The following is an 18,044-nucleotide window of genomic DNA, read 5'->3' as shown; positions in this document are numbered from 1 at the left end:
GATATCGGCGTAGTTCATCGCCTTCGCGCCACCGGCCTTCGCCAGCGTAATCGTGATCGCAGCCGTCAGCGTCGTCTTGCCATGGTCAACGTGACCAATCGTGCCGATGTTGCAGTGCGGCTTATTGCGTTCGAACTTTTCCTTGGCCATGGGATCCTACGGGCGTTTGAGAGATGGAGCGGGTAGCGGGAATCGAACCCGCGTATTCAGCTTGGAAGGCTGCTGCACTACCATTGTGCTATACCCGCCGAGGTGGGTGCTCGTGACCGAGCCTCCATTATAGAGCGTCGCTCCGGCGCGTGGTGGGGGAAGTAGGACTCGAACCTACGAAGGCGTACGCCAGGGGATTTACAGTCCCCCCCCTTTGCCACTCGGGACATTCCCCCAGCGCGCTCGGAGCCTCACCGAAGGCCGAACAAAACCCTCCGCTGATCGGTGCGACCGGTGTTAAAGCCGGGCGCGAGCAGCGGAAACCAGTCCGGTCCCCGATTTGGAGTGCGCCTTATAGTGTCGTCACACAGCGAACGCAACGCGCCCTGGAAGGGTTCTAAAAATGGGCAGCGCGGACGAGGTTCCGGACGGCGCGAGGCCGTGTCCGACGACTGGCTGTGGGGTTGGCACGCGGTCACCGCCGCCCTGGCCAATCCGGCCCGCGAACCGGCTGACCGGCTGCTGGCCACGGCCGACAGGGCCAGGGAGCTCACCGCCCGATTCGGCAGGAACCCTGCGCTGGAGATCGTCGAGACCGGCGTCATCAGCCACAACCTGCCTGGCGGCGCGGTCCACCAGGGCCTGGCCCTGCAGATCGCCATGCTGGATTCGGTCGCGCTGGAGGAATTCGAAGCCAAGCCCGGCTCCGTCATCCTGATGCTGGATCAGGTGACCGATCCACAGAACGTCGGCGCCATCCTGCGCTCAGCCGCCGCCTTCGGGGCGAGCGGCGTCATCCTGCAGGATCGGCATGCGCCCAAGCTGACCGGGGCCCTGGCCAAGGCCGCCGCCGGCGCCGTGGATCAGATCCCCACCTCGCATGTGGTGAACCTGTCGCGGGCGCTCGAGACCCTGGCGGACCTCGGCTGGCGGGCCGTGGGCCTGGACGGTTCGGCGCCTCAAACCCTGGAACAGGCTCTCGACGGCGCTCCGACCGTGCTGGTGCTGGGCTCGGAGGGCGACGGCCTGCGCCGCCTCGTCGCCGAACATTGTGACGCCCTGGGCAAGATTCCCATGCCGGGCGGGTTCGAAAGCTTGAACGTGTCGGCCGCCGCCGCCGTAGCTCTCTATGAGGCAAGTCGTACTCGCGCCTGAGGTGAATCGGATACCCGTCACACGATTCAGGCTTTTGCTTTCTCCTCCAGTGCGTGATTTGTTGCGCAACTGTTAAGGTTTAGGACCAGTGTACGGTTCTGAATCTCGGCATGGGATGGGGGCCCCAATGGCGATTACGATTACCAAGTTGATGTTGCGTGGCGCGACCACGGCGGCGCTTCTGGCGCTCGCCGCCTGTAGCGGACCAAGTTCTCACGAGGTCGCCCCGCCCCCGGACGCTTATACCCAGGCCCCGCCTCCCGAGCTGATGGGCGGCGCCCCCGGCGCACGCTATGACAGCAGCGGACTGGCGGGCGGCCCCAGCGGGGGCCAAGCCGCCCAGGGGTCGGCCTATCGGGATCCGCCGCGCAACGTGAATCGCCTCGTCACCTACCGGCGCGCCGACGGCGTGCTCGTGACCGCCATGCGGCCGGTGCCGAATCCCGAAGACATGTCGGCCCGTGAACGCCGGCTGGTCTACGGCAACCGCTATGCGCCGAGGGCCTATGTCTCGGCCCCGCCACGCGTCCGCCGGCCTGCCGCCCAAGCCATTTACGCTCCAGCCAAGCCGGTCGCCCGGCCAGCCGTGGTCGCGGCCCGGCCGGCTGTCGTGGCCGCAAAGCCGCTTGCGCCCAAGCCGCTCGCTCCCGCCGCCAAGCCGGTGGTGGACGCGGCGCCCAAGGTCATTGAACAGGCCAAGCCGGCGGCGGCGCCGAAGTCGGCGCCGGTCCTGGCCAAGACGCCCCAGCCCACCTTCCCGGCCACGGGCCTGCCGGCGCCCGCCGATCCCAAACTCGCCAAGCTGCAGACCGCGGTCGGCGGAGAGGTGGCGTCGGGCTCCAAGCTCACCGTGCCGGACGCGGTCACCAAGGGCGAGGCCGGCCAGGTGAGCCTGGGCCTGCCGCAGACCCTGCTGGCGACCCTCCAGCGGGAGGCCGCCAAACTCGGTCTCACCAAGGCCGCCAAGAATGCTGAGGTGACCGCCACCCTCTCCGGGACCGGCTACGAAATCACCCCGAACGGTCCCCAGACCGCCAAGCTGAAGACCGGCGATGCCGCCGCCTTCAACTGGCAGGTCAAGCCGGGCGCCGGCGAACGCGGTCCGCTGAAGGCCGACGTCGACGCGGGCCTGACCGGTGTGAAGCCGCCGATGACCTTCTCGCTGGCCAGCATCGAACAGGCGCTCGCCGCCGTGATGCCGCAGGCTCCGGCGAAGAAGCAGGGCTTCAGCTTCCAGGGCCTGCTCAGCAAGCTGACCATCCCGGGGATGAAGGACGTCTCGGTGCCTGGCGTGGGCAGCGTGCCCTCCAACAAGGTCGTGGCCGGGGCCCTGGTCCTCGCCGCGCTCGCCCTGTTGATCGCGCTTGCCCGCGGCGCCGGAGAGAGCCGTCGTCGCGCCGAGCGCCGCCGGAAGTTCCGCACCATGACTGACTACGGCGCGACCTCGCATCAAGAGCCGGACGACCACCACCACGGCGTCGCCGCGCCCCTGGCCGCCGCGGCGGCCGGAGCGGCGGCGGCGGGCGCGGTCGCCGCCCATCACCACGACGAAAGCCATGGCGACAGCCACGGCCACGATGCGCACGGCGCCCATGACACCCATGCGGCGCACGACGACCACGCGGCGCATGACGCCCACGGGCACGCCGACAATCATGGCCACGACAGCCATGCGGCCGACGATCACGGCCACGGGGCGCACGACGACCACGCAGCGCACGATGCCCACGGTCACGCCCAGGCTCACGATAGTCATGGCCACGACGCCCACGCGGCCCATGACGACCATGGCCACGCAGCGCACGATGACCATGCCGGCGCCCACGCCGTCGCTCACGACGACCACGGTCACGCCGTCGCTCACGACGACCACGGTCACGCCCCGGCCCAGGGACATGACGATCACGGTCACGGCGCCGCCCATGGCCACGACGCGCATCACAAGCAGCCCGAGCACGCCCACTAGGGCCTCCCTCCCTCCCCGCGCCGGGGAGGGAGAAGCTCGCCTTGCCCTGCGTGGCGGCTCGCGGCATTGAGAGGCGATGCTGCTCGCTGTCCCGCACCTGCCCGCCGCCGGGGGCCTCGCCGCTCTTTTCCGGGTGGCCTTGTTCGACCTGCCGCTGGCCAGCGGTCGCGCCGTGGCGATCGGACTGTCGGACGCCGGCCCGCCAGGAAATCAGCGACGCAGGGCCCCCAGCTGGATCGCCAAGTTGCTGAAGTTGCGCAGGCTCGGCTTCGTGGGCTTGGCCGGCGCATGGTCCGGGGCGCTGCACATGATCTGGGAAGGTCACTGCAGCGTTGCTGTCGACCTGGGGCGTGTCGGCGCCTATAACGCCCCCCTTCCCGCTTCCCTCGCCATCACGCCCGACGAAGTCGTGGCCCAATACGCCAGACGGAACTAGCCATGGAAACTCTCTTCAGCCCCGACGTCCTGGCCGCCGGCTCCGCCTTCCTGCAGGTCATGATGATCGACCTGGTTCTGGCCGGAGACAACGCCGTGGCCGTGGGCCTGGCCGCTGGCGGGCTGCCGGCGGAGCAGCGGCGCAAGGTGATCATGTGGGGCCTCGCCGCCGCTGTGGTCATGCGGATCGGTTTCGCCCTGATCACCACCCAGCTGCTCGGGATCATCGGCCTGCTGTTCGGCGGCGGGATCCTGCTGCTCTGGGTCTGCTGGAAGATGTGGCGCGAGATGCGCGAGCAGGCCACCCACGCCCAGGCCGAGGCGATCTCCGAAGACCCGCCCGAGCGCGAGGCCAAGACCTTCAAGGCCGCCTTCCTGCAGATCCTGATCGCCGACCTCTCCATGAGCCTCGACAACGTCCTGGCCGTGGCCGGCGCGGCGCGCGAACACCCCTCCGTGCTGGTGTTCGGCCTGATCTTCTCGATCGCCCTGATGGGGATCGCCGCCAGCTGGATCGCCAACCTGCTGCAGCGCTATCGCTGGATCGGATATGTGGGCTTGGTGATCGTGCTCTACGTCGCCCTGCACATGATGTGGGAAGGTCACCGCGACGCCATCCAGCGCCTGGGCTACACCCCGGCCTACAACGCCGCGGCGCCGGACTTCCTGGACATCAAGCCCGGGAAGCACTGACCGCGTTACGGATGACCGAACTCTATCCTGCCGATCGGCACGAGCCGCTGAGCGCCCCGCCCTGGGACGCCGGCGCCGCGCGATCGGAGATCGAGATGATCGTCACCGACGCACGGGCCAGCGTAGACGACCGCGGCCTGTGGGCGACCCACCCGAAGGACAGGGACGATGGCTCGCTGCGCCTGACGGATCTCTACTTCGGCGCGGGCGGCGCAATCTGGACCTTGCAGCACCTTGCCGGCGCCGGAGCGGCGGCCGATGGCCCAAGCCTGGCGCACCATCTGGCGCCGATGCGCCAACAGACCCACGCTTATCATGAGGCGCTTGGTGTCCAGACTCGAGCCTACCTGACGGGTGACGCTGGTCTGTTGCTGGCCGAATGGCGGCTAGCCCCCTCGCCGGCCATCGCTGACGCCCTGGCTGAAGTCATCGCAGCCAACACCCATGACCCGGCGCAGGAGCTCATGTGGGGCGCGCCGGGCACTCTGCTGGCGGCGCTTCACATGCATCGCGCAACGGGTGAGGCCCGATGGGTCGACCTATTTCGCGCAGGCGCACAAGTGTTGGAGGCGACCTTTGTTCGCGTGCCGGATTTCCCAACGCTGATCTGGACCAAGGACCTCTACGGCGCTCAGCGTCAGCACTTCGGTCTGGTGCACGGCTTTGCGGGGAACGCCTTCGTCCTGATCCAAGGCCGCGAGCTGCTGCCCGCCAAGAGCTGGACGCGCTGGTCGCCGCGATTGGCGGAAACGCTGGCGGCGAGCGCCACGCATGGGGACGACGGTGTCAACTCGACAGCCGGGGTCGGCCCCAGCCGACCGGGCCGCATCGCACCGGTTCATGCCTGCCACGGCGCGTGCAGTCCGGGAGGGAGCCTGGCGCGCCGTCGGGCGGCCCGTTCCGCTTCCGGACCCGTCGTTCAGAAGCCGAAGCGGGCGAGATAGGGGTAGTGCTTTAGCCCGACTGGTCGCGGCGAACGGTCTGCCACTTCGGGCATCATCCACGGTGGCTCGCGGCCGTCGGGCATGGCGAGGATGTTGAAGTCCCCGCGCGTCAGCATCGAAGGATCGCCGGAGCGACTGGTCTGCCGGGTGACAAACGGGGCCAGGAACCACCACAACCGATAGCCGGCGGAGAGGAACATCTCCATCACCACCCGGTTTCCCGGCGTGTCGCTTCCCGATTCAACAATCCAGACCGGCCGGATGTCCCTGAGGACCGACTCGGCGCCGATCATCACCTGGTTTTCGTAACCCTCGACATCGATCTTTATGACCGTCGTGTCCCGCGGGGTGATGGCGTCCAGTGTGGTCATTTGCACCACCTCCTCCGGGTAGCGCCCCGCGAGATGAAATCCCGACGTGCCGAGGTTGGTCACCTCCGACAGCGGCACCATTGGGAATTTGGCGAGGCGCCGAACTTCACCGACGGCGGCGTGGTGAACCTGGACATTGTAGAGGCGGTTGTTGAGGGCGTTGGTCGCCAGCAGGCCCGCGAGGTCGCGATTGGCCTCGATCGCGATGACCCGCCCCCCAGCTTGCGCGACAGGGAGGGCGATCGATCCGAGGTTTGCGCCGACATCCACATAGGCGCCGCCGCCGACCAGCTCGGCGATCAACTCCACCTCGGGCCTGGCGAACTCGCCGAACTCACGGAGCGCCCTGCTGACACCCGTGTCGGCGGTGGGCACCAGCCAGTCGAGCCCATAGGCGGTCGTTGTCTCAAGCATGGCGTGTGTTCCCCCCGTCCGGCCTAACAGAACCAACCGCCGAGGCGAAGCCTGGGCGAACGCTCGGCGGCCCAAAAGGCAGAACGGCGCGCCAAGTCCGGGAGGGAACCTGGCGCGCCGGGGGTCGGACATCGCGTTGAGGGACGGGAATTGACGTCCGGCCTTGATTTGCACAATGGCGGCGCTCGCTTGAACCTTGGCTGAACGAGGCTTGGCGCCGGTTGTTCACAATCCCCGCGATCCCGGAACAAGGCTGAGCCATTGGCGTTGGGAGTCTAGCGACGAGTTCCAACACTCCAGTCGCGCGCAGGAAAGTCCCCGACTCATGTCCCCCGGGGATTTTCCTGCGATGCGGGACGCTGCCCTATTTCTTCAAGTCCGGCCGTGAGGCCAGGAACGCCGCCTTTTCCGCGGCGGTCAGCACCTTGCCGGGCTTCATGCGGGCGACCTTGGGGGTCGGCGGCGCATAGGTGCGGGGGTTATCCTTGGACGGTGGTTTCATGATGGGACCCCTGCTTTGGACTTCCATCATCGCACATTCCCACACGGTCGGGCGACAGTTTGCGGACGCGGAACGCGGCGCGGGCTAAACCCCTGCCATGGACGAAACGGTTGCGGTGATCGGCGGTGGGCCGGCGGGTCTGATGGCCGCCGAGGTGCTGAGCGCCGCGGGTCGGTCGGTCACGGTCTATGAGCGCATGCCGAGCCTGGGACGGAAGTTCCTGATGGCCGGCCGAGGCGGGCTGAACCTGACCCACTCCGAGGACTTCCGCCCCTTCCTCGGTCGTTATGGCGCGGCGGGAAAGATGCTGAAGCCGCTGCTGGAGGCCTTCACACCCGGTGACCTGATCGCCTGGGCCGAGGGCTTGGGTCAGGCGACCTTCGTGGGGTCCAGCGGCCGGGTGTTTCCCGCGAGCCTGAAGGCCTCCCCCCTGCTCCGCGCCTGGCTGGCCCGGCTGGACGCGCAGGGCGTGAGGTTCCGAACCCGCATGGCCTGGCGCGGCTGGACCGAGGATGGCGCGCTGATGTTTGAGAACGGCGAGACGGTCCGCCCGTCCGCCACCGTCCTGGCCCTGGGCGGCGCCAGCTGGGCCAAGCTGGGTTCCGACGGGGCCTGGGCGACCGTCCTGGCCCGCCAAGGCGTTGAACTGGCGCCCTTCGAACCGGCCAACGGCGGCTTCACCTTGGACTGGAGCCCGGTCTTCCGGGAGCGGTTCGCCGGCCAGCCCCTGAAGGCCATCGCCGTCACCCATGGCCGCCGCACGGTGCGCGGCGAGGCCGTCGTAGCCGCCTATGGCATTGAGGGCGGCGCGATCTACGCCCTCTCCTCCGATCTCCGCGCGGCGATCACGGCCGACGGGTCGACCACCATCGAGATCGACTTGCGACCCGACCTGTCGGTGGAGCAACTCGCCGCCCGCCTGGACCGTCGGCGCGGCGGCCAGTCGACCGCCACCTTCCTGCGCAAGGCCGCCAATCTCTCGCCCCTGGAGATCAACCTGCTACGGGAAGCGCACGGCGTCGTCCTGCCCACCGACTTGGCCGCCGCCATCAAGCGCGCACCACTGAGGCTCACCGGACTGCAGGGGATCGCGCGCGCCATCTCCACCGCCGGCGGCGTGCGCCTCGACGCCATGGACACTCATCTGATGCTGAAGGCCTGCCCGGACGTCTACGTGGCTGGCGAGATGCTGGACTGGGAGGCGCCGACCGGCGGCTACCTGCTGCAGGCCTGCTTCGCCACGGGCGCGGCGGCGGCTCGCGCGATCCTGGCTAGACGCTCAGGTGCGGAATGATCCAGCGGCGGGGATACTGCCAACCCAGCGCCCGGACCTGACCGTCGGCCAGGCCTAGACTCTTCATCATGGTGGCTGGCACCTGGCTGATGGCCTGGACCGGCTCGAGCCCGTCCACGGGGCTGGAGGCGACGATCCCGGCCTTCAGCGCATGATCGACGCCGGTCCATTCGGCCTTGGCCCGATCCGCGTGGCCCACGGCGTAGTAGTGGCGCAGGAAGGCCTTCTCCTCCGGAGCCTGCACCATCACGCCGATCAGCCAACCGCCCGCCATACCGACCCTGATAGGGCCGATGGGGCGGGCGGCCAATAGCTAGAACGGCAAGCTAGAACTCGGCCGAGCCGCCGTCGCAGGGGACGGTCGTCCCCGTTGTGTAGGCCGAGGCCCGCGAGGACAGGAAGATCGCCACCCCGGCGATGTCTTCCGGCGTGCCAATGCGACCGCGCGGGTTGCCCTTGGCGATGGCGTCGCCGGCACGGGCCAGGGTCGCGGCCATCATGTGGCTGGGGAAAGGCCCCGGGGCGATGGCGTTGACACAGATGTGCTCGGGCGCGAGGCGCTTGGCCAGGTGGCGGGTCAGCATGATGCAGCCGGCCTTGGAGGTGGAATAGGAATAGGTCTCCAGGCCGGGAGGCTCGATGCCGTTCACCGAGGCGATGTTGATCACCCGGGCGGGGTCCTCGTGGGTGGCCGCGGCGCGCAGTTGCGGCAGCAGTTTCTGGGTCAGGAAGAAGACCGACTTGGTGTTGAGGTCCACCACCTTGTCCCAGCCGCTCTCCGGGAACTCGTCGATGGGCGCGCCCCAGGTGGCGCCGGCGTTGTTGACCAGGACGTGGAGCTTCTCTTCGCGCTCGGCGACGGCGGCGGCCAGACCCTCGATGCCGGCCATGCCCCCCAGGTCGAAAGGCAGGGAGATGCAGGTCCCGTACTCGGAGAGCTCGTCGGCCACCCGGTCGCAAACCTCGGCCTTGCGCGAGGAAATGTACACCCTGGCGCCGTTCTCGACATAGCCGCGGGCGATCATCTCGCCGATGCCGCGGCTGCCCCCGGTGACCAGAACGACCTTGCCTTCAACGCTGAACAGATTGCGCAATGGAGCTTCCTCGCGAAACGAATGACCGGCGTCAACGCGCCGTTGAATGCCGACTTTATGGCGAGGGTTACTGCGCGAGGCGAGGCCTTTCCGCACGGTCAGGGCAGTTTTCGAGTTGGGGGTATGGCGCCGCGAGCGGGCTTGCGGCTGGGCGATCTCCCGTTCACACCGGTCGCCATGAGTGAGATTTCAGACGTCGCCTATGACGCCCAGGTCCTGGCCGAGATGTCGGCCTGGCGCGAACGCGTGCTCAGGCCCGCCGGAGCTTTCGACAAGGCGGCGCGCAATGTGCAGGACCGGATCAACAATCTGATCCCGGAGAAGGTCCACGGCGTCATCACCGGGGCCATGGAGCAGATGACCCGGGCCATCCTGACCGGAGCCGACTACACCAGCCCGCCGCCGGTCGAGGGCGCCACCCTGCGGGCGCGCGAGGCTCAGGCCCGCGACAAGATCATGGCTTGGCGCACCACCGCCGCGGCCGAGGGCGGGGTGGCCGGAGCCGGGGGATTCCTGCTGGCGGCGGCCGACTTCCCGGTGCTGATCGGGCTGAAGATCAAGCTGCTGTTTGATTTGGCGGCGATCTACGGCCATTCCGGCGACGATCTTGCCGAGCGGCTCTACATCCTGCGCATCTTCAGCCTGGCCTTCTCCAGCGCCTCGCGCCGGCCCGAGGCCTATGGCGCCCTGGCCGACTGGGACAGCGCCAGGGCCATGGCGGCCGGCGGCCTGGAAAGCCTCGACTGGCGCCGGTTCCAGCAGGAGTACCGGGACTACATCGATCTGGCCAAGCTGGCCCAGATGATCCCGGTGATCGGCGCACCGGTCGGCGCCTTCGTCAACTACCGCCTGCTGGATCGCCTCGGCGAGACGGCGATGAACGCCTATCGAATGCGGTGGTTCGCTGAGGCCGACGCCTAGGCCTCAACCTCGGCCGGCTCGGGTCCGCCGAAGCGTTCCAGCCAGGCGGCGACCTGATCGTTCTCGATCTTCTTGAACAGCACCTCCGGCGCGGCGACCGCGCGTCCCGGCGGCAGGATATCGAGCACGGCCGCGCCCTCCCCCGTCGGCCACTGGCCGGGGAAGGCCTCGCCTACCCCGCCGGCGATCTTCTCGGCGGCGAAGGGGATGAAGGGCTCGGAGACCTTCGCGAACAGGGCCACCAGGTTCAGGCCGGTGCGCACCGCCACCGCCGCCCGGGCCGGATCCGTCTTGATGGCGGTCCACGGGGCGGCCTCGGTCAGGTACTGGTTGCCCAGCACCCAGAGCTGCCGCAGGGCTTGCGTCGCCTTGCGGAAGTCGATGGCCTCCATCTGCTCGTTCAGTTCGGCGAGCTTGGCCGCGACGTCAGCGTGCAGCTTGTCCTCCAGCGGGCCGGGCCCGCCGCCCTCGGGGACCACGCCCTCGAAGCGGGTCTCGGTGAACTTCAGGATGCGGTTGACGAAATTGCCCAGCACGTCGGCCAGGTCGGCGTTCACCTGGGCCTGGAACTGCTCCCAGGTGAACATGGTGTCGCTGCTCTCGGGCGCGTTGGCCATGATCCACCAGCGCCAGTAGTCGGCGGGCAGAATCTCGAGCGCCGCGTCGATGAACACCCCGCGCTGGTGGGTGGTGGAGAACCGGCCGCCGTAATAGTTCAGCCAGTTGAAGCCCTTGAGGGTGTCCACCAGCTTCCAGGGCGCGTTCGACGACGGCCGCCACGAGCCATCGGCGTTCTTGGTCTCGTTGGAGCCGAACAGGGTGCAGGGGAAGCCCACGGTGTGGAAGGGCACGTTGTCCTTGCCCATGAACTCCACGTAGCTCACGTCATCGGCCGCCGGGCCGCGCCACCAGCTTTCGTACTCGGTCTCGCTGGCCGGGTCGGCGCCCGGCTTGGCCGCCGACCATTCCCAGGTCGCGCCAATGTACTCGATGGGGGCGTCGAACCAGACGTAGAACACCTTGCCCGCGAGACCCGCGACGTCGGGCCGCTCGCCCGCCGGGTTGGGACCCCAGTCGGCGGCGTTGACCGGCACGCCCCATTCCAGGTCTCGGGTGATGCCGCGGTCCTGCAGCCCCTCGTCCAGCCATTTCAGCGCCGTGGAGGTGACCAGGACCGGCCACTTGCCCTTCTTGCCAGTGATCCAGTCCCGCAGCTTGCCGTCGAAGGCGGTCTGTTTGAGGAACAGGTGCAGGCTGTCGCGGATTTCGATGTCCTCCGAGCCCGAGACCGAGGAGCGCGGGTGGATCAGGTCGACCGGGTCGAGCTGGCGGGTGCAGTTGTCGCACTGGTCGCCGCGGGCGGCGTTGTATCCGCAGTGCGGGCAGGTGCCGACCACATAGCGGTCGGGCAGGAAGCGCTTGTCGGCGTTGGAATAGACCTGCTTGGTCACCCGCCCCTCGATGAAGCCGGCCTCCCACAGCCCCTGGGCGAAGCGCTGGGTCAGGGTGCGGTTCTCGACCGACGACGAACGGCCGAAATGGTCGAAGCTGATGCCGAAGCCGGCATAGAGGTCCCGCTGGATCTGGTGCTGGTCGTCGCAATAGGACCGCACGTCCTGGCCCAGGGCCGCGGCGCCCAGCTCGGCCGGCGTGCCATGCTCGTCGGTGGCGCAGATGTAGAGAGTCTCCCGGCCCCGTGACCGCTGGAACCGGGCATAGACGTCGGCCGGCAGCATGGAGCCCGCCAGGTTCCCCAGGTGCTTGATCCCATTGATGTAGGGCAAGGCCGAGGTGATGAGGATGCGGGACATGGCGGAACTCGAAATGAGGAGCGGCGGTAAGCGCGGCTTATAGGGCGCCCTATCGGGTTTCCCCAAGCCGCCCGCGCAAGAGGCTCTCGTCTTTCCCTGCGTCAAGCTTCAGCATAACGTCGGTATCCGATGCGGCCGTCAGAGCCGCACCGGCATAAGGGAAGAGACAATGTTCAAGAACATCAATTGGATCGCCATCCTGATCTGTGTCGCCCTGCTGGAGGTGCTGGGCTTCCTCTGGTACGGGCCTGTGCTGGGCGAGGCCTGGAGCGCCGCCTATCGCGAGTCCATCGGCCGCGAGCCTGACATGTCCAACATCGTGGTGACCCAAAGCCTGGGGGTGGTGAACACCCTGATCCTGGTGGTCGGCCTGGCCTGGGTCTTCGCCCGCATGGGGATCAATTCCCTTGCCGGCGTCGGGGCCGCCGCGGCGGTGTGGTTCTTCTTCAACTTCACCACCATGGCCATCGAGTACCTCTATATGGGCCTGCTCCCGAACCTGGTGATCATCAACATGGGCTATCAGTTGGTGGCCTACCTGGTGGCCGGCGCAGTGCTCGGCCTGATGCCGCGTCGGGCGAAGGCGGCCTAGGTTTTCGCCGCCCACGCCGCAAACCAGGGGATCAGGCGGCTGATCGCCTCCTCGATCTGCGGCGTCGAGACCGCGAAGCTCAGTCGGATGAAGTGGCCGCCCTCCACGGGGTCGAAGTCGAGCCCCGGGGCGGTGGCGACGCCGGTCTCACGCAGCAGGTCCTTGCAGAACCCCAGGCTGTCCTGGGTCAGGTGGCCGATGTCGGCATAGATGTAGAAGGCGCCATCCGGCGGCGCGATCTGGGTCAGACCAAGCTTGGGCAGGGCCGCGAGCAGCAGGTCGCGGTTGGCGCGGTAGACCTCGACATTGCCGTCCAGCTCTTCGCGTTCGTCCATGGCCGCCAGGCCCACATGCTGACTAAGCGAGGGCGCGGTCAGGAACAGGTTTCCGACATAGGCCCGGGCTCGCGACAGGTCCCGCGCCGGCGCCAGCAACCAGCCAAGACGCCAGCCCACCATGCTGAAATATTTGGAGAAACTGTTCACCACCAGGGTGTCCGGCTCGAATTCCAGCATCGAGTGCGCCGGCCCGACATAGCTGAGGCCGTGATAGATTTCGTCGGAGACGATGCGGATGCCGCGCTCGCGGCAGACCCTGGCGATGGCCTCCAGCTCGGCGGCCTCAATGATAGTGCCGGTGGGATTGGCGGGACTCGCGACGATCACCCCGGCGGGGGCGGGATCCAGAGCCGCCAGGTGCGCGGCGGTAAGCTGGAACCGGCTCTCCGGACCGCAGGCGATCTCCACCGGCTCCATGTGCAGGGCCTTGAGCGTATTGCGGTAGGCCACGTAGCCGGGGCGCGCCAGGGCGACGCGGTCACCGGGATCGAAGACCGAGGCCAGGGCCAGGACCAGGGCGGGCGAGGCGCCGCAGGTCAGGATGATCCGCTCGGGCGCGACGGTGACGCCATAGGTTTCGAGATAGTGCCTGGCGATCCGGTCGCGTAGCGCAGCACTCTCCCAGTAGCCGCCGCGGTCGGCGTCCAGCATCTCGTGGCCCACGGCGATGGCCGCCTGCGGCGCCCCGGTGGAGGGCTGGCCGAACTCCATGTGGATGATCGACGCGCCCTCGGCCTTGAGCTTGTGGGCGAGCGTGCTGATGCCGATGGCGTGGAAGGGGTCGATCTGCGCCGGCATCACAAAGGTCCCTTGAAGACGAAGAACGCGCCTGCTGCGATCAGCAGGAAGCCGATGCCATGATTCAGGGTCAGCCGTTCCCCCAGATAAGTGACCGAGAACACCGCAAAGACCGCCAGGGTGATGACCTCCTGCATGGCCTTCAGCTCCATGGGATCATAGACGCCCCGGCCGATCCGATTGGCGGGCACCGCCAGGCAGTACTCGAAGAAGGCGATGCCCCAACTGGCCAGGATCAGCAGCCAGATCGGCCGGTGCTCCACCTTCAGGTGGCCGTACCAGGCGAAGGTCATGAAGACGTTGGAGGCGATCAGCAGCAGGATTGGGGCGATGGCCGCCGTGGTCATGGGCATGGGGGGCTCCGGCTTGGACGCACATCGATTTCGCACTTAACGCAGGCGACCTCAGCCCTATAACCTTGGCCGACGCAAAGGGGAGACGGCGATGAGGGGTTGGAGGAAGCGGCTGAGCGCGGCTGCGCTCGGGGTGGCGGCTCTGGTGTTGGGGTCCTGCGGCAAAGGCGGCGCCGAGACCCTGCACATCTACAACTGGTCGGACTATATCGACCCGGCCATCCTCACCGACTTCACCAAGGAGACCGGGATCAAGGTCGTCTACGACACCTTTGATTCCAATGAGGTTCTTGAGACCAAGGTGCTACAGGGAAATACGGGCTATGATCTGGTGGTCCCCTCCAATCACAACCTCCCCCGCTACATCGCCGCCGGCGCTGTCCAGCCGCTGGACAAGACCCGGCTGAACGGTCTCGCCAATCTCTGGCCCGAGATCATGGAGTATATGGCCCCCTTTGATCCGGGGGCGGCCTACGCCGTGCCCTACATGTGGGGCACCATCGGCATCGGCTACAACAAGGACGCCATCGCCAAGCGCCTGCCCGGCGTGGCGATCGACAGCTGGGATGTGGTTTTCAAGCCGGAGAACCTGGCCAAGCTGAAGGACTGCGGAGTCTACTGGCTCGACGCGTCCGAGGACATGTACGCCGTCGCCCTCAACTATCTGGGCCGGAACCCAAACTCCACCGACCTGGCCGACTACAAGGCGGCGACGGAGATGTTCCTGAAAGCCCGTCCCTATGTCAGCAAGTTCCATTCCTCCCAGTCCATCGAGGCCCTGGCCAACGGCGATATCTGCATCGCGGTCGGCTATTCCGGCGACATGCTGCAGGCCAAGAGCCGCGCGGCCGAGGCTGGCGACAAGGTGCATCTCGACTATGTGGTGCCCAAGGAAGGCAGCCAAGTCTGGTTCGACGTCTTCACCATCCCCAAGGACGCCCCGAACGCCGCCGCGGCCTATGAATTCCTGAACTACATGCTGCGTCCGGAAGTGATCGCCCGGGCCTCGACCTTCACCGAGTACGCCAACGCCAACAAGGCGGCGACCGCCCTGGTGGATCCGGCGGTGCGGGACAATCCCAACGTCTATCCAACGCCGGACCAGCTCCACACACTGTTCGTCACCGCCAGCAAGGACCAGACCCTGCTGCGCGACGTGAACCGCCAGTGGACCCGGGTGCAGACGGGCCAATGACCACCTCGCGGCGGCCGCGCCTCAACATCGGCGCTGTCCGCTCCAGCTTCGCGCCCTGGACCGATCCGACCCTGCAGCCGCTGGTGCGGTTCGAGGGCGTGACCAAGCGGTTCGGAACCGAGATCGCGGTGAACGACGTCTCGCTCTCGATCTATGAGAGCGAGTTCTTCGCCCTGCTCGGCCCGTCGGGCTGCGGCAAGACCACCCTGATGCGCCTGCTGGCCGGGTTCGAGACCCCGGACGCCGGTCGCATCACCCTGGCCGACCAGGATCTGGCCGGCCGGCCGCCGCACCAGCGGCCGGTGAACATGATGTTCCAGTCCTACGCCCTGTTCCCCCACCTCTCGGTCGAACAGAACATCGCCTTCGGCCTGAAGCAGCAGGGGATGCCCAGGGAGCAGATCGCCGACCGGGTGGTGGAGATGCTGGAGCTCGTGCGCCTCAATGGCCTGGCGGGGCGCAAGCCGCACCAGCTTTCCGGCGGGCAGCGGCAGCGGGTGGCCCTGGCCCGCGCCATCGCCCCCAATCCCAGGATGCTGCTGCTGGATGAGCCCCTGGCCGCGCTGGACAAGAAGCTGCGCGAGGAGACCCAGTTCGAGCTCATCGCCTTGCAGCAGCGGCTGGGCATGACCTTCCTGATCGTCACCCATGACCAGGAAGAGGCCATGGTCACCGCCGACCGCATCGCGGTGATGCGCGAGGGCCAGATCGTGCAGATCGGCCGCCCCGCCGAGGTCTATGAGACCCCCAATTCCCGCTACGTGGCCGACTTCATCGGCGACGTGAACCTGTTCGAGGGATCGGTCACGGCCGCCGACGGCAAGCTCGTGAAGATGACCACCGCCGACTGCCCGGCCGGGTTCGAGGCGCTGGAGGACGACGCGGTGGCCGTGGGCGCCACCGCCTGGCTCGGCGTGCGGCCGGAGAAGATCCAGCTTCACCTCGACCCGCCCAGGGACGGCCCCAACCGGATGGCCGGCAAGGTCGCCGACTATGGCTATCTCGGCGACTGGACCACCTATGTCGTGGAGCTGGAGAGCGGTCGCACCGTGCGCGCCGCGCGCGCCAACGCCTCCCGGCTGGTGGCGCGCCCCATCGCCTGCGACGACCCCGTCTGGCTGACCTTCACCCCCGACGCCGCCGTGGTGCTGACGCGGTGAGCGGCAGGTCCCGGACAGGCCTGGCCGCGCTCGCCCCCCTGCTGTGGCTGGGCGTCTTCTTCCTGTTCCCGTTCTTCCTGGTGGCCAAGCTGTCGCTGTCGGACACGGCCCTGGCCATGCCGCCCTATGCGCCCCGCGTCGACTGGAGCGCGGGGATCGAGGGCGTGCGGGCCTTCTTCGCCGCGCTGGACTTCGAGACCTATGCCCGGCTTACCAGCGACAGCCTCTATGTCGCCTCCTACCTGTCGAGCCTGAAGTTCGCGGCGGTGGCCACCGGCCTGCTGCTGATCATCGGCTATCCCATCGCCTACGGCATGTCGCGGTTCCCGCCCTCGCAGCGGCTGGCGTTGCTGATGGCGGTGATCCTGCCGTTCTGGACGAGCTTCCTGATCCGGGTCTACGCCTGGATCGCTCTGCTGAAGCCGCAGGGCCTGCTGAACGCCGCCCTGGCCCAGGTGGGGCTCGGGCCGCTGAACATCCTCAACACCGACACCGCGGTCTATATCGGCCTGGTCTACGCCTACCTGCCCTTCATGGTGCTGCCGCTCTACGCGGTGCTGGAGAAGCAGGACCAGAGCCAGCTGGAGGCTGCCGCCGACCTCGGCTGCACGCCCTCCCAGGCCTTCTGGCGGGTGACCTTCCCGCTCTCCCTGCCCGGCGTCGGGGCCGGCGCCCTGCTCTGCTTCATCCCCATGGTGGGTGAGTTCGTGATCCCCGACCTGCTGGGGGGCTCGGGCACCTTGATGCTGGGCAAGACCATCTGGACGGAGTTCTTCGCCAACCGCGACTGGCCCGCCGCCTCGGCGGTGGCGATCGTGCTGCTGGCCACCCTGGTGATCCCCATCGTGCTGTATCAGCGCCAGCAGCAGAAGATGATCGAGGCCGGCCAATGAAGGGACCTTCCACCTTCAACCGGGTCTCGGTGGCGGCGGGGCTGGCCTTCCTCTACCTGCCCATCGTCCTGCTGGTGATCTACTCCTTCAACGCCAGCCGCCTGGTGACCGTCTGGGGCGGCTTCTCCACCAAGTGGTACGCGGCCCTGCTGCGGGACGACCAGCTGCTGGACGCCCTGGGCGTGACCCTCAGGGTCGGGCTGATCTCCGCCACCCTCGCCACCGTCCTCGGCACGCTGGCGGCGGTCGCCCTCGTGCGGTCGAGGCGGGGGCGGCTGCTGTTCTCGGGCATGATCTACGCGCCGCTGGTGATGCCCGAGGTGATCCTGGGGCTGTCCCTGCTGCTGCTGTTCGTGGCCTTCGGCCTGCCGCGCGGCTTCTGGACGGTGACGGTCAGCCACGCCACCGTCACCCTCTGCTACGCCACCGTGGTGGTCCAGGCCCGGCTGGTGAGCTTTGACGGGGCGCTGGAGGAAGCCGCCCGTGACCTGGGTTGCACACCGGTTCAGGCCTTCTTCGCCGTCACCCTGCCCAATATCGCGCCCGCCGTGGCCGCAGCCTGGATGCTGGCCTTCACGCTTTCCTTGGACGACCTGGTCATCGCCAGCTTCACCTCAGGACCGGGCGCCACCACCCTGCCGATCCGCATCTACAGCGCCGTGCGCTTAGGCGTCAGCCCGGAGATCAACGCCATCTCCACCCTGCTGATCGGTCTGGTGGCCACAGGTGTGATCGCCGTCTATCTGCTGAACATGCGCAGGCGGACGGCCGCCCCCTGATGTGTCATAGGTGGGACGGCCCTGGAGTCGGGGGTCCTTCACCGCGCGATGATCCATGAAGCCGCCGCCCAAGAGACTGTCAGACCTCAAGGCCCCGGCCCCACCCATGGACGTCTATGCGCCGCCCAAGCCGCGGGTGTCGCGCCAGAAGCCCGGCAAGGTGCTCACGCCTGCCGAAAAGGCCGC

At 67.9% G+C, this 18,044-nt stretch carries 20 protein-coding genes and 2 tRNA genes; 12 read left to right on the top strand and 10 right to left on the bottom strand.

What is annotated here, in order from left to right; translation table 11 throughout:
• From Q8N10_RS19120 to Q8N10_RS19110, 3 genes are all read right to left on the bottom strand, one after another.
• Window positions 1-150 (bottom strand): GTP-binding protein (locus Q8N10_RS19120; RefSeq protein WP_304781287.1); only part of this gene is annotated, 150 nt, incomplete at its 3' end.
• A 24-nt stretch (window positions 151-174) separates the two neighbouring features.
• Window positions 175-248, bottom strand: a tRNA-Gly gene (locus tag Q8N10_RS19115).
• A 52-nt stretch (window positions 249-300) separates the two neighbouring features.
• Window positions 301-386 (bottom strand) — tRNA-Tyr (locus Q8N10_RS19110).
• A gap of 121 nt (window positions 387-507) precedes the next feature.
• Between Q8N10_RS19110 and rlmB the strand changes: the two genes are divergently transcribed.
• The 5 genes from rlmB (at window position 508) to Q8N10_RS19085 (ending at window position 5,343) form a co-directional block, all read left to right on the top strand.
• Entirely contained in the window at window positions 508-1,305 is a 798-nt protein-coding gene (gene rlmB, locus Q8N10_RS19105; protein ID WP_370690236.1) for a 23S rRNA (guanosine(2251)-2'-O)-methyltransferase RlmB, read from the top strand.
• Between the two features lie 127 nt (window positions 1,306-1,432).
• Entirely contained in the window at window positions 1,433-3,271 is a 1,839-nt protein-coding gene (locus Q8N10_RS19100) for a stalk-specific protein X (protein ID WP_304781203.1), read from the top strand.
• Between the two features lie 76 nt (window positions 3,272-3,347).
• Window positions 3,348-3,707, top strand: coding sequence for a hypothetical protein (locus Q8N10_RS19095; protein ID WP_304781206.1), 360 nt, complete (start codon window positions 3,348-3,350; stop codon window positions 3,705-3,707).
• Between the two features lie 2 nt (window positions 3,708-3,709).
• Complete coding sequence (locus Q8N10_RS19090) at window positions 3,710-4,399, top strand: TerC family protein (RefSeq protein WP_304781209.1); 690 nt, start codon at window positions 3,710-3,712, stop codon at window positions 4,397-4,399.
• 11 nt (window positions 4,400-4,410) lie between these two features.
• Complete coding sequence (locus Q8N10_RS19085; protein ID WP_304781211.1) at window positions 4,411-5,343, top strand: hypothetical protein; 933 nt, start codon at window positions 4,411-4,413, stop codon at window positions 5,341-5,343.
• On the opposite strand, the gene Q8N10_RS19080 is transcribed toward Q8N10_RS19085, so the two are convergent.
• Window positions 5,319-6,128, bottom strand: a complete 810-nt coding sequence (locus tag Q8N10_RS19080) for an FkbM family methyltransferase (protein WP_304781214.1) — start codon at window positions 6,126-6,128, stop codon at window positions 5,319-5,321. The genes Q8N10_RS19085 and Q8N10_RS19080 overlap by 25 nt on opposite strands.
• A 364-nt stretch (window positions 6,129-6,492) precedes the next feature.
• Window positions 6,493-6,630, bottom strand: coding sequence for a hypothetical protein (locus Q8N10_RS19075; RefSeq protein ID WP_293492266.1), 138 nt, complete (start codon window positions 6,628-6,630; stop codon window positions 6,493-6,495).
• 97 nt (window positions 6,631-6,727) lie between these two features.
• On the opposite strand from Q8N10_RS19075, the gene Q8N10_RS19070 reads away from it, so the two are divergent.
• Window positions 6,728-7,924 carry a TIGR03862 family flavoprotein gene (locus Q8N10_RS19070; protein ID WP_304781219.1) on the top strand — a complete coding sequence of 399 codons (1,197 nt, stop codon included), beginning with the start codon at window positions 6,728-6,730 and terminating at the stop codon, window positions 7,922-7,924.
• On the opposite strand, the gene Q8N10_RS19065 is transcribed toward Q8N10_RS19070, so the two are convergent.
• Both Q8N10_RS19065 and Q8N10_RS19060 read right to left on the bottom strand, forming a co-directional pair.
• On the bottom strand, window positions 7,902-8,198 hold the full coding sequence (locus tag Q8N10_RS19065) for a hypothetical protein (RefSeq protein WP_304781221.1): 297 nt from the start codon (window positions 8,196-8,198) through the stop codon (window positions 7,902-7,904). The genes Q8N10_RS19070 and Q8N10_RS19065 overlap by 23 nt on opposite strands.
• Before the next feature lie 52 nt (window positions 8,199-8,250).
• Complete coding sequence (locus tag Q8N10_RS19060; protein WP_304781224.1) at window positions 8,251-9,018, bottom strand: SDR family oxidoreductase; 768 nt, start codon at window positions 9,016-9,018, stop codon at window positions 8,251-8,253.
• A 177-nt stretch (window positions 9,019-9,195) separates the two neighbouring features.
• Here Q8N10_RS19060 and Q8N10_RS19055 point away from each other — a divergent pair, with 177 nt between their 5' ends.
• Complete coding sequence (locus Q8N10_RS19055) at window positions 9,196-9,939, top strand: EcsC family protein (RefSeq protein ID WP_304781227.1); 744 nt, start codon at window positions 9,196-9,198, stop codon at window positions 9,937-9,939.
• On the opposite strand, the gene metG is transcribed toward Q8N10_RS19055, so the two are convergent.
• On the bottom strand, window positions 9,936-11,750 hold the full coding sequence (gene metG, locus Q8N10_RS19050; protein WP_304781230.1) for a methionine--tRNA ligase: 1,815 nt from the start codon (window positions 11,748-11,750) through the stop codon (window positions 9,936-9,938). The two genes, Q8N10_RS19055 and metG, sit on opposite strands and share 4 nt — an antisense overlap.
• A gap of 169 nt (window positions 11,751-11,919) precedes the next feature.
• Here metG and Q8N10_RS19045 point away from each other — a divergent pair, with 169 nt between their 5' ends.
• Complete coding sequence (locus tag Q8N10_RS19045) at window positions 11,920-12,342, top strand: DUF1761 domain-containing protein (protein WP_304781234.1); 423 nt, start codon at window positions 11,920-11,922, stop codon at window positions 12,340-12,342.
• Here the strand turns inward: Q8N10_RS19045 and Q8N10_RS19040 are convergent.
• Window positions 12,339-13,478, bottom strand: coding sequence for an aminotransferase class I/II-fold pyridoxal phosphate-dependent enzyme (locus tag Q8N10_RS19040; RefSeq protein WP_304781237.1), 1,140 nt, complete (start codon window positions 13,476-13,478; stop codon window positions 12,339-12,341). The two genes, Q8N10_RS19045 and Q8N10_RS19040, sit on opposite strands and share 4 nt — an antisense overlap.
• Complete coding sequence (locus Q8N10_RS19035; protein WP_304781240.1) at window positions 13,478-13,831, bottom strand: DMT family protein; 354 nt, start codon at window positions 13,829-13,831, stop codon at window positions 13,478-13,480. Before Q8N10_RS19035 ends, Q8N10_RS19040 begins: the two co-directional genes overlap by 1 nt.
• A 91-nt stretch (window positions 13,832-13,922) precedes the next feature.
• Here Q8N10_RS19035 and Q8N10_RS19030 point away from each other — a divergent pair, with 91 nt between their 5' ends.
• Genes Q8N10_RS19030 through Q8N10_RS19015 form a run of 4 tightly spaced genes read left to right on the top strand, consistent with a single transcriptional unit; the run spans window position 13,923 to window position 17,858 of the window.
• On the top strand, window positions 13,923-15,026 hold the full coding sequence (locus Q8N10_RS19030) for a polyamine ABC transporter substrate-binding protein (RefSeq protein WP_304781243.1): 1,104 nt from the start codon (window positions 13,923-13,925) through the stop codon (window positions 15,024-15,026).
• On the top strand, window positions 15,023-16,186 hold the full coding sequence (locus tag Q8N10_RS19025; protein WP_304781245.1) for an ABC transporter ATP-binding protein: 1,164 nt from the start codon (window positions 15,023-15,025) through the stop codon (window positions 16,184-16,186). The genes Q8N10_RS19030 and Q8N10_RS19025 overlap by 4 nt, the downstream gene beginning before the upstream one ends.
• Window positions 16,183-17,079 (top strand): ABC transporter permease, encoded by an 897-nt coding sequence (locus Q8N10_RS19020; RefSeq protein WP_304781248.1) that lies wholly within the window; start codon window positions 16,183-16,185, stop codon window positions 17,077-17,079. The genes Q8N10_RS19025 and Q8N10_RS19020 overlap by 4 nt, the downstream gene beginning before the upstream one ends.
• Window positions 17,076-17,858, top strand: coding sequence for an ABC transporter permease (locus tag Q8N10_RS19015; protein ID WP_305663976.1), 783 nt, complete (start codon window positions 17,076-17,078; stop codon window positions 17,856-17,858). The genes Q8N10_RS19020 and Q8N10_RS19015 overlap by 4 nt, the downstream gene beginning before the upstream one ends.
• Window positions 17,859-18,044 lie beyond the last annotated feature (186 nt).

This window comes from Phenylobacterium sp. (assembly GCF_030693625.1).
Taxonomy (GTDB): Bacteria; Pseudomonadota; Alphaproteobacteria; order Caulobacterales; family Caulobacteraceae; genus Phenylobacterium; species Phenylobacterium ferrooxidans.
The sequence above is the reverse complement of the archived record's forward strand: the minus strand, read 5'-3'. Positions and strand labels throughout refer to the sequence as shown.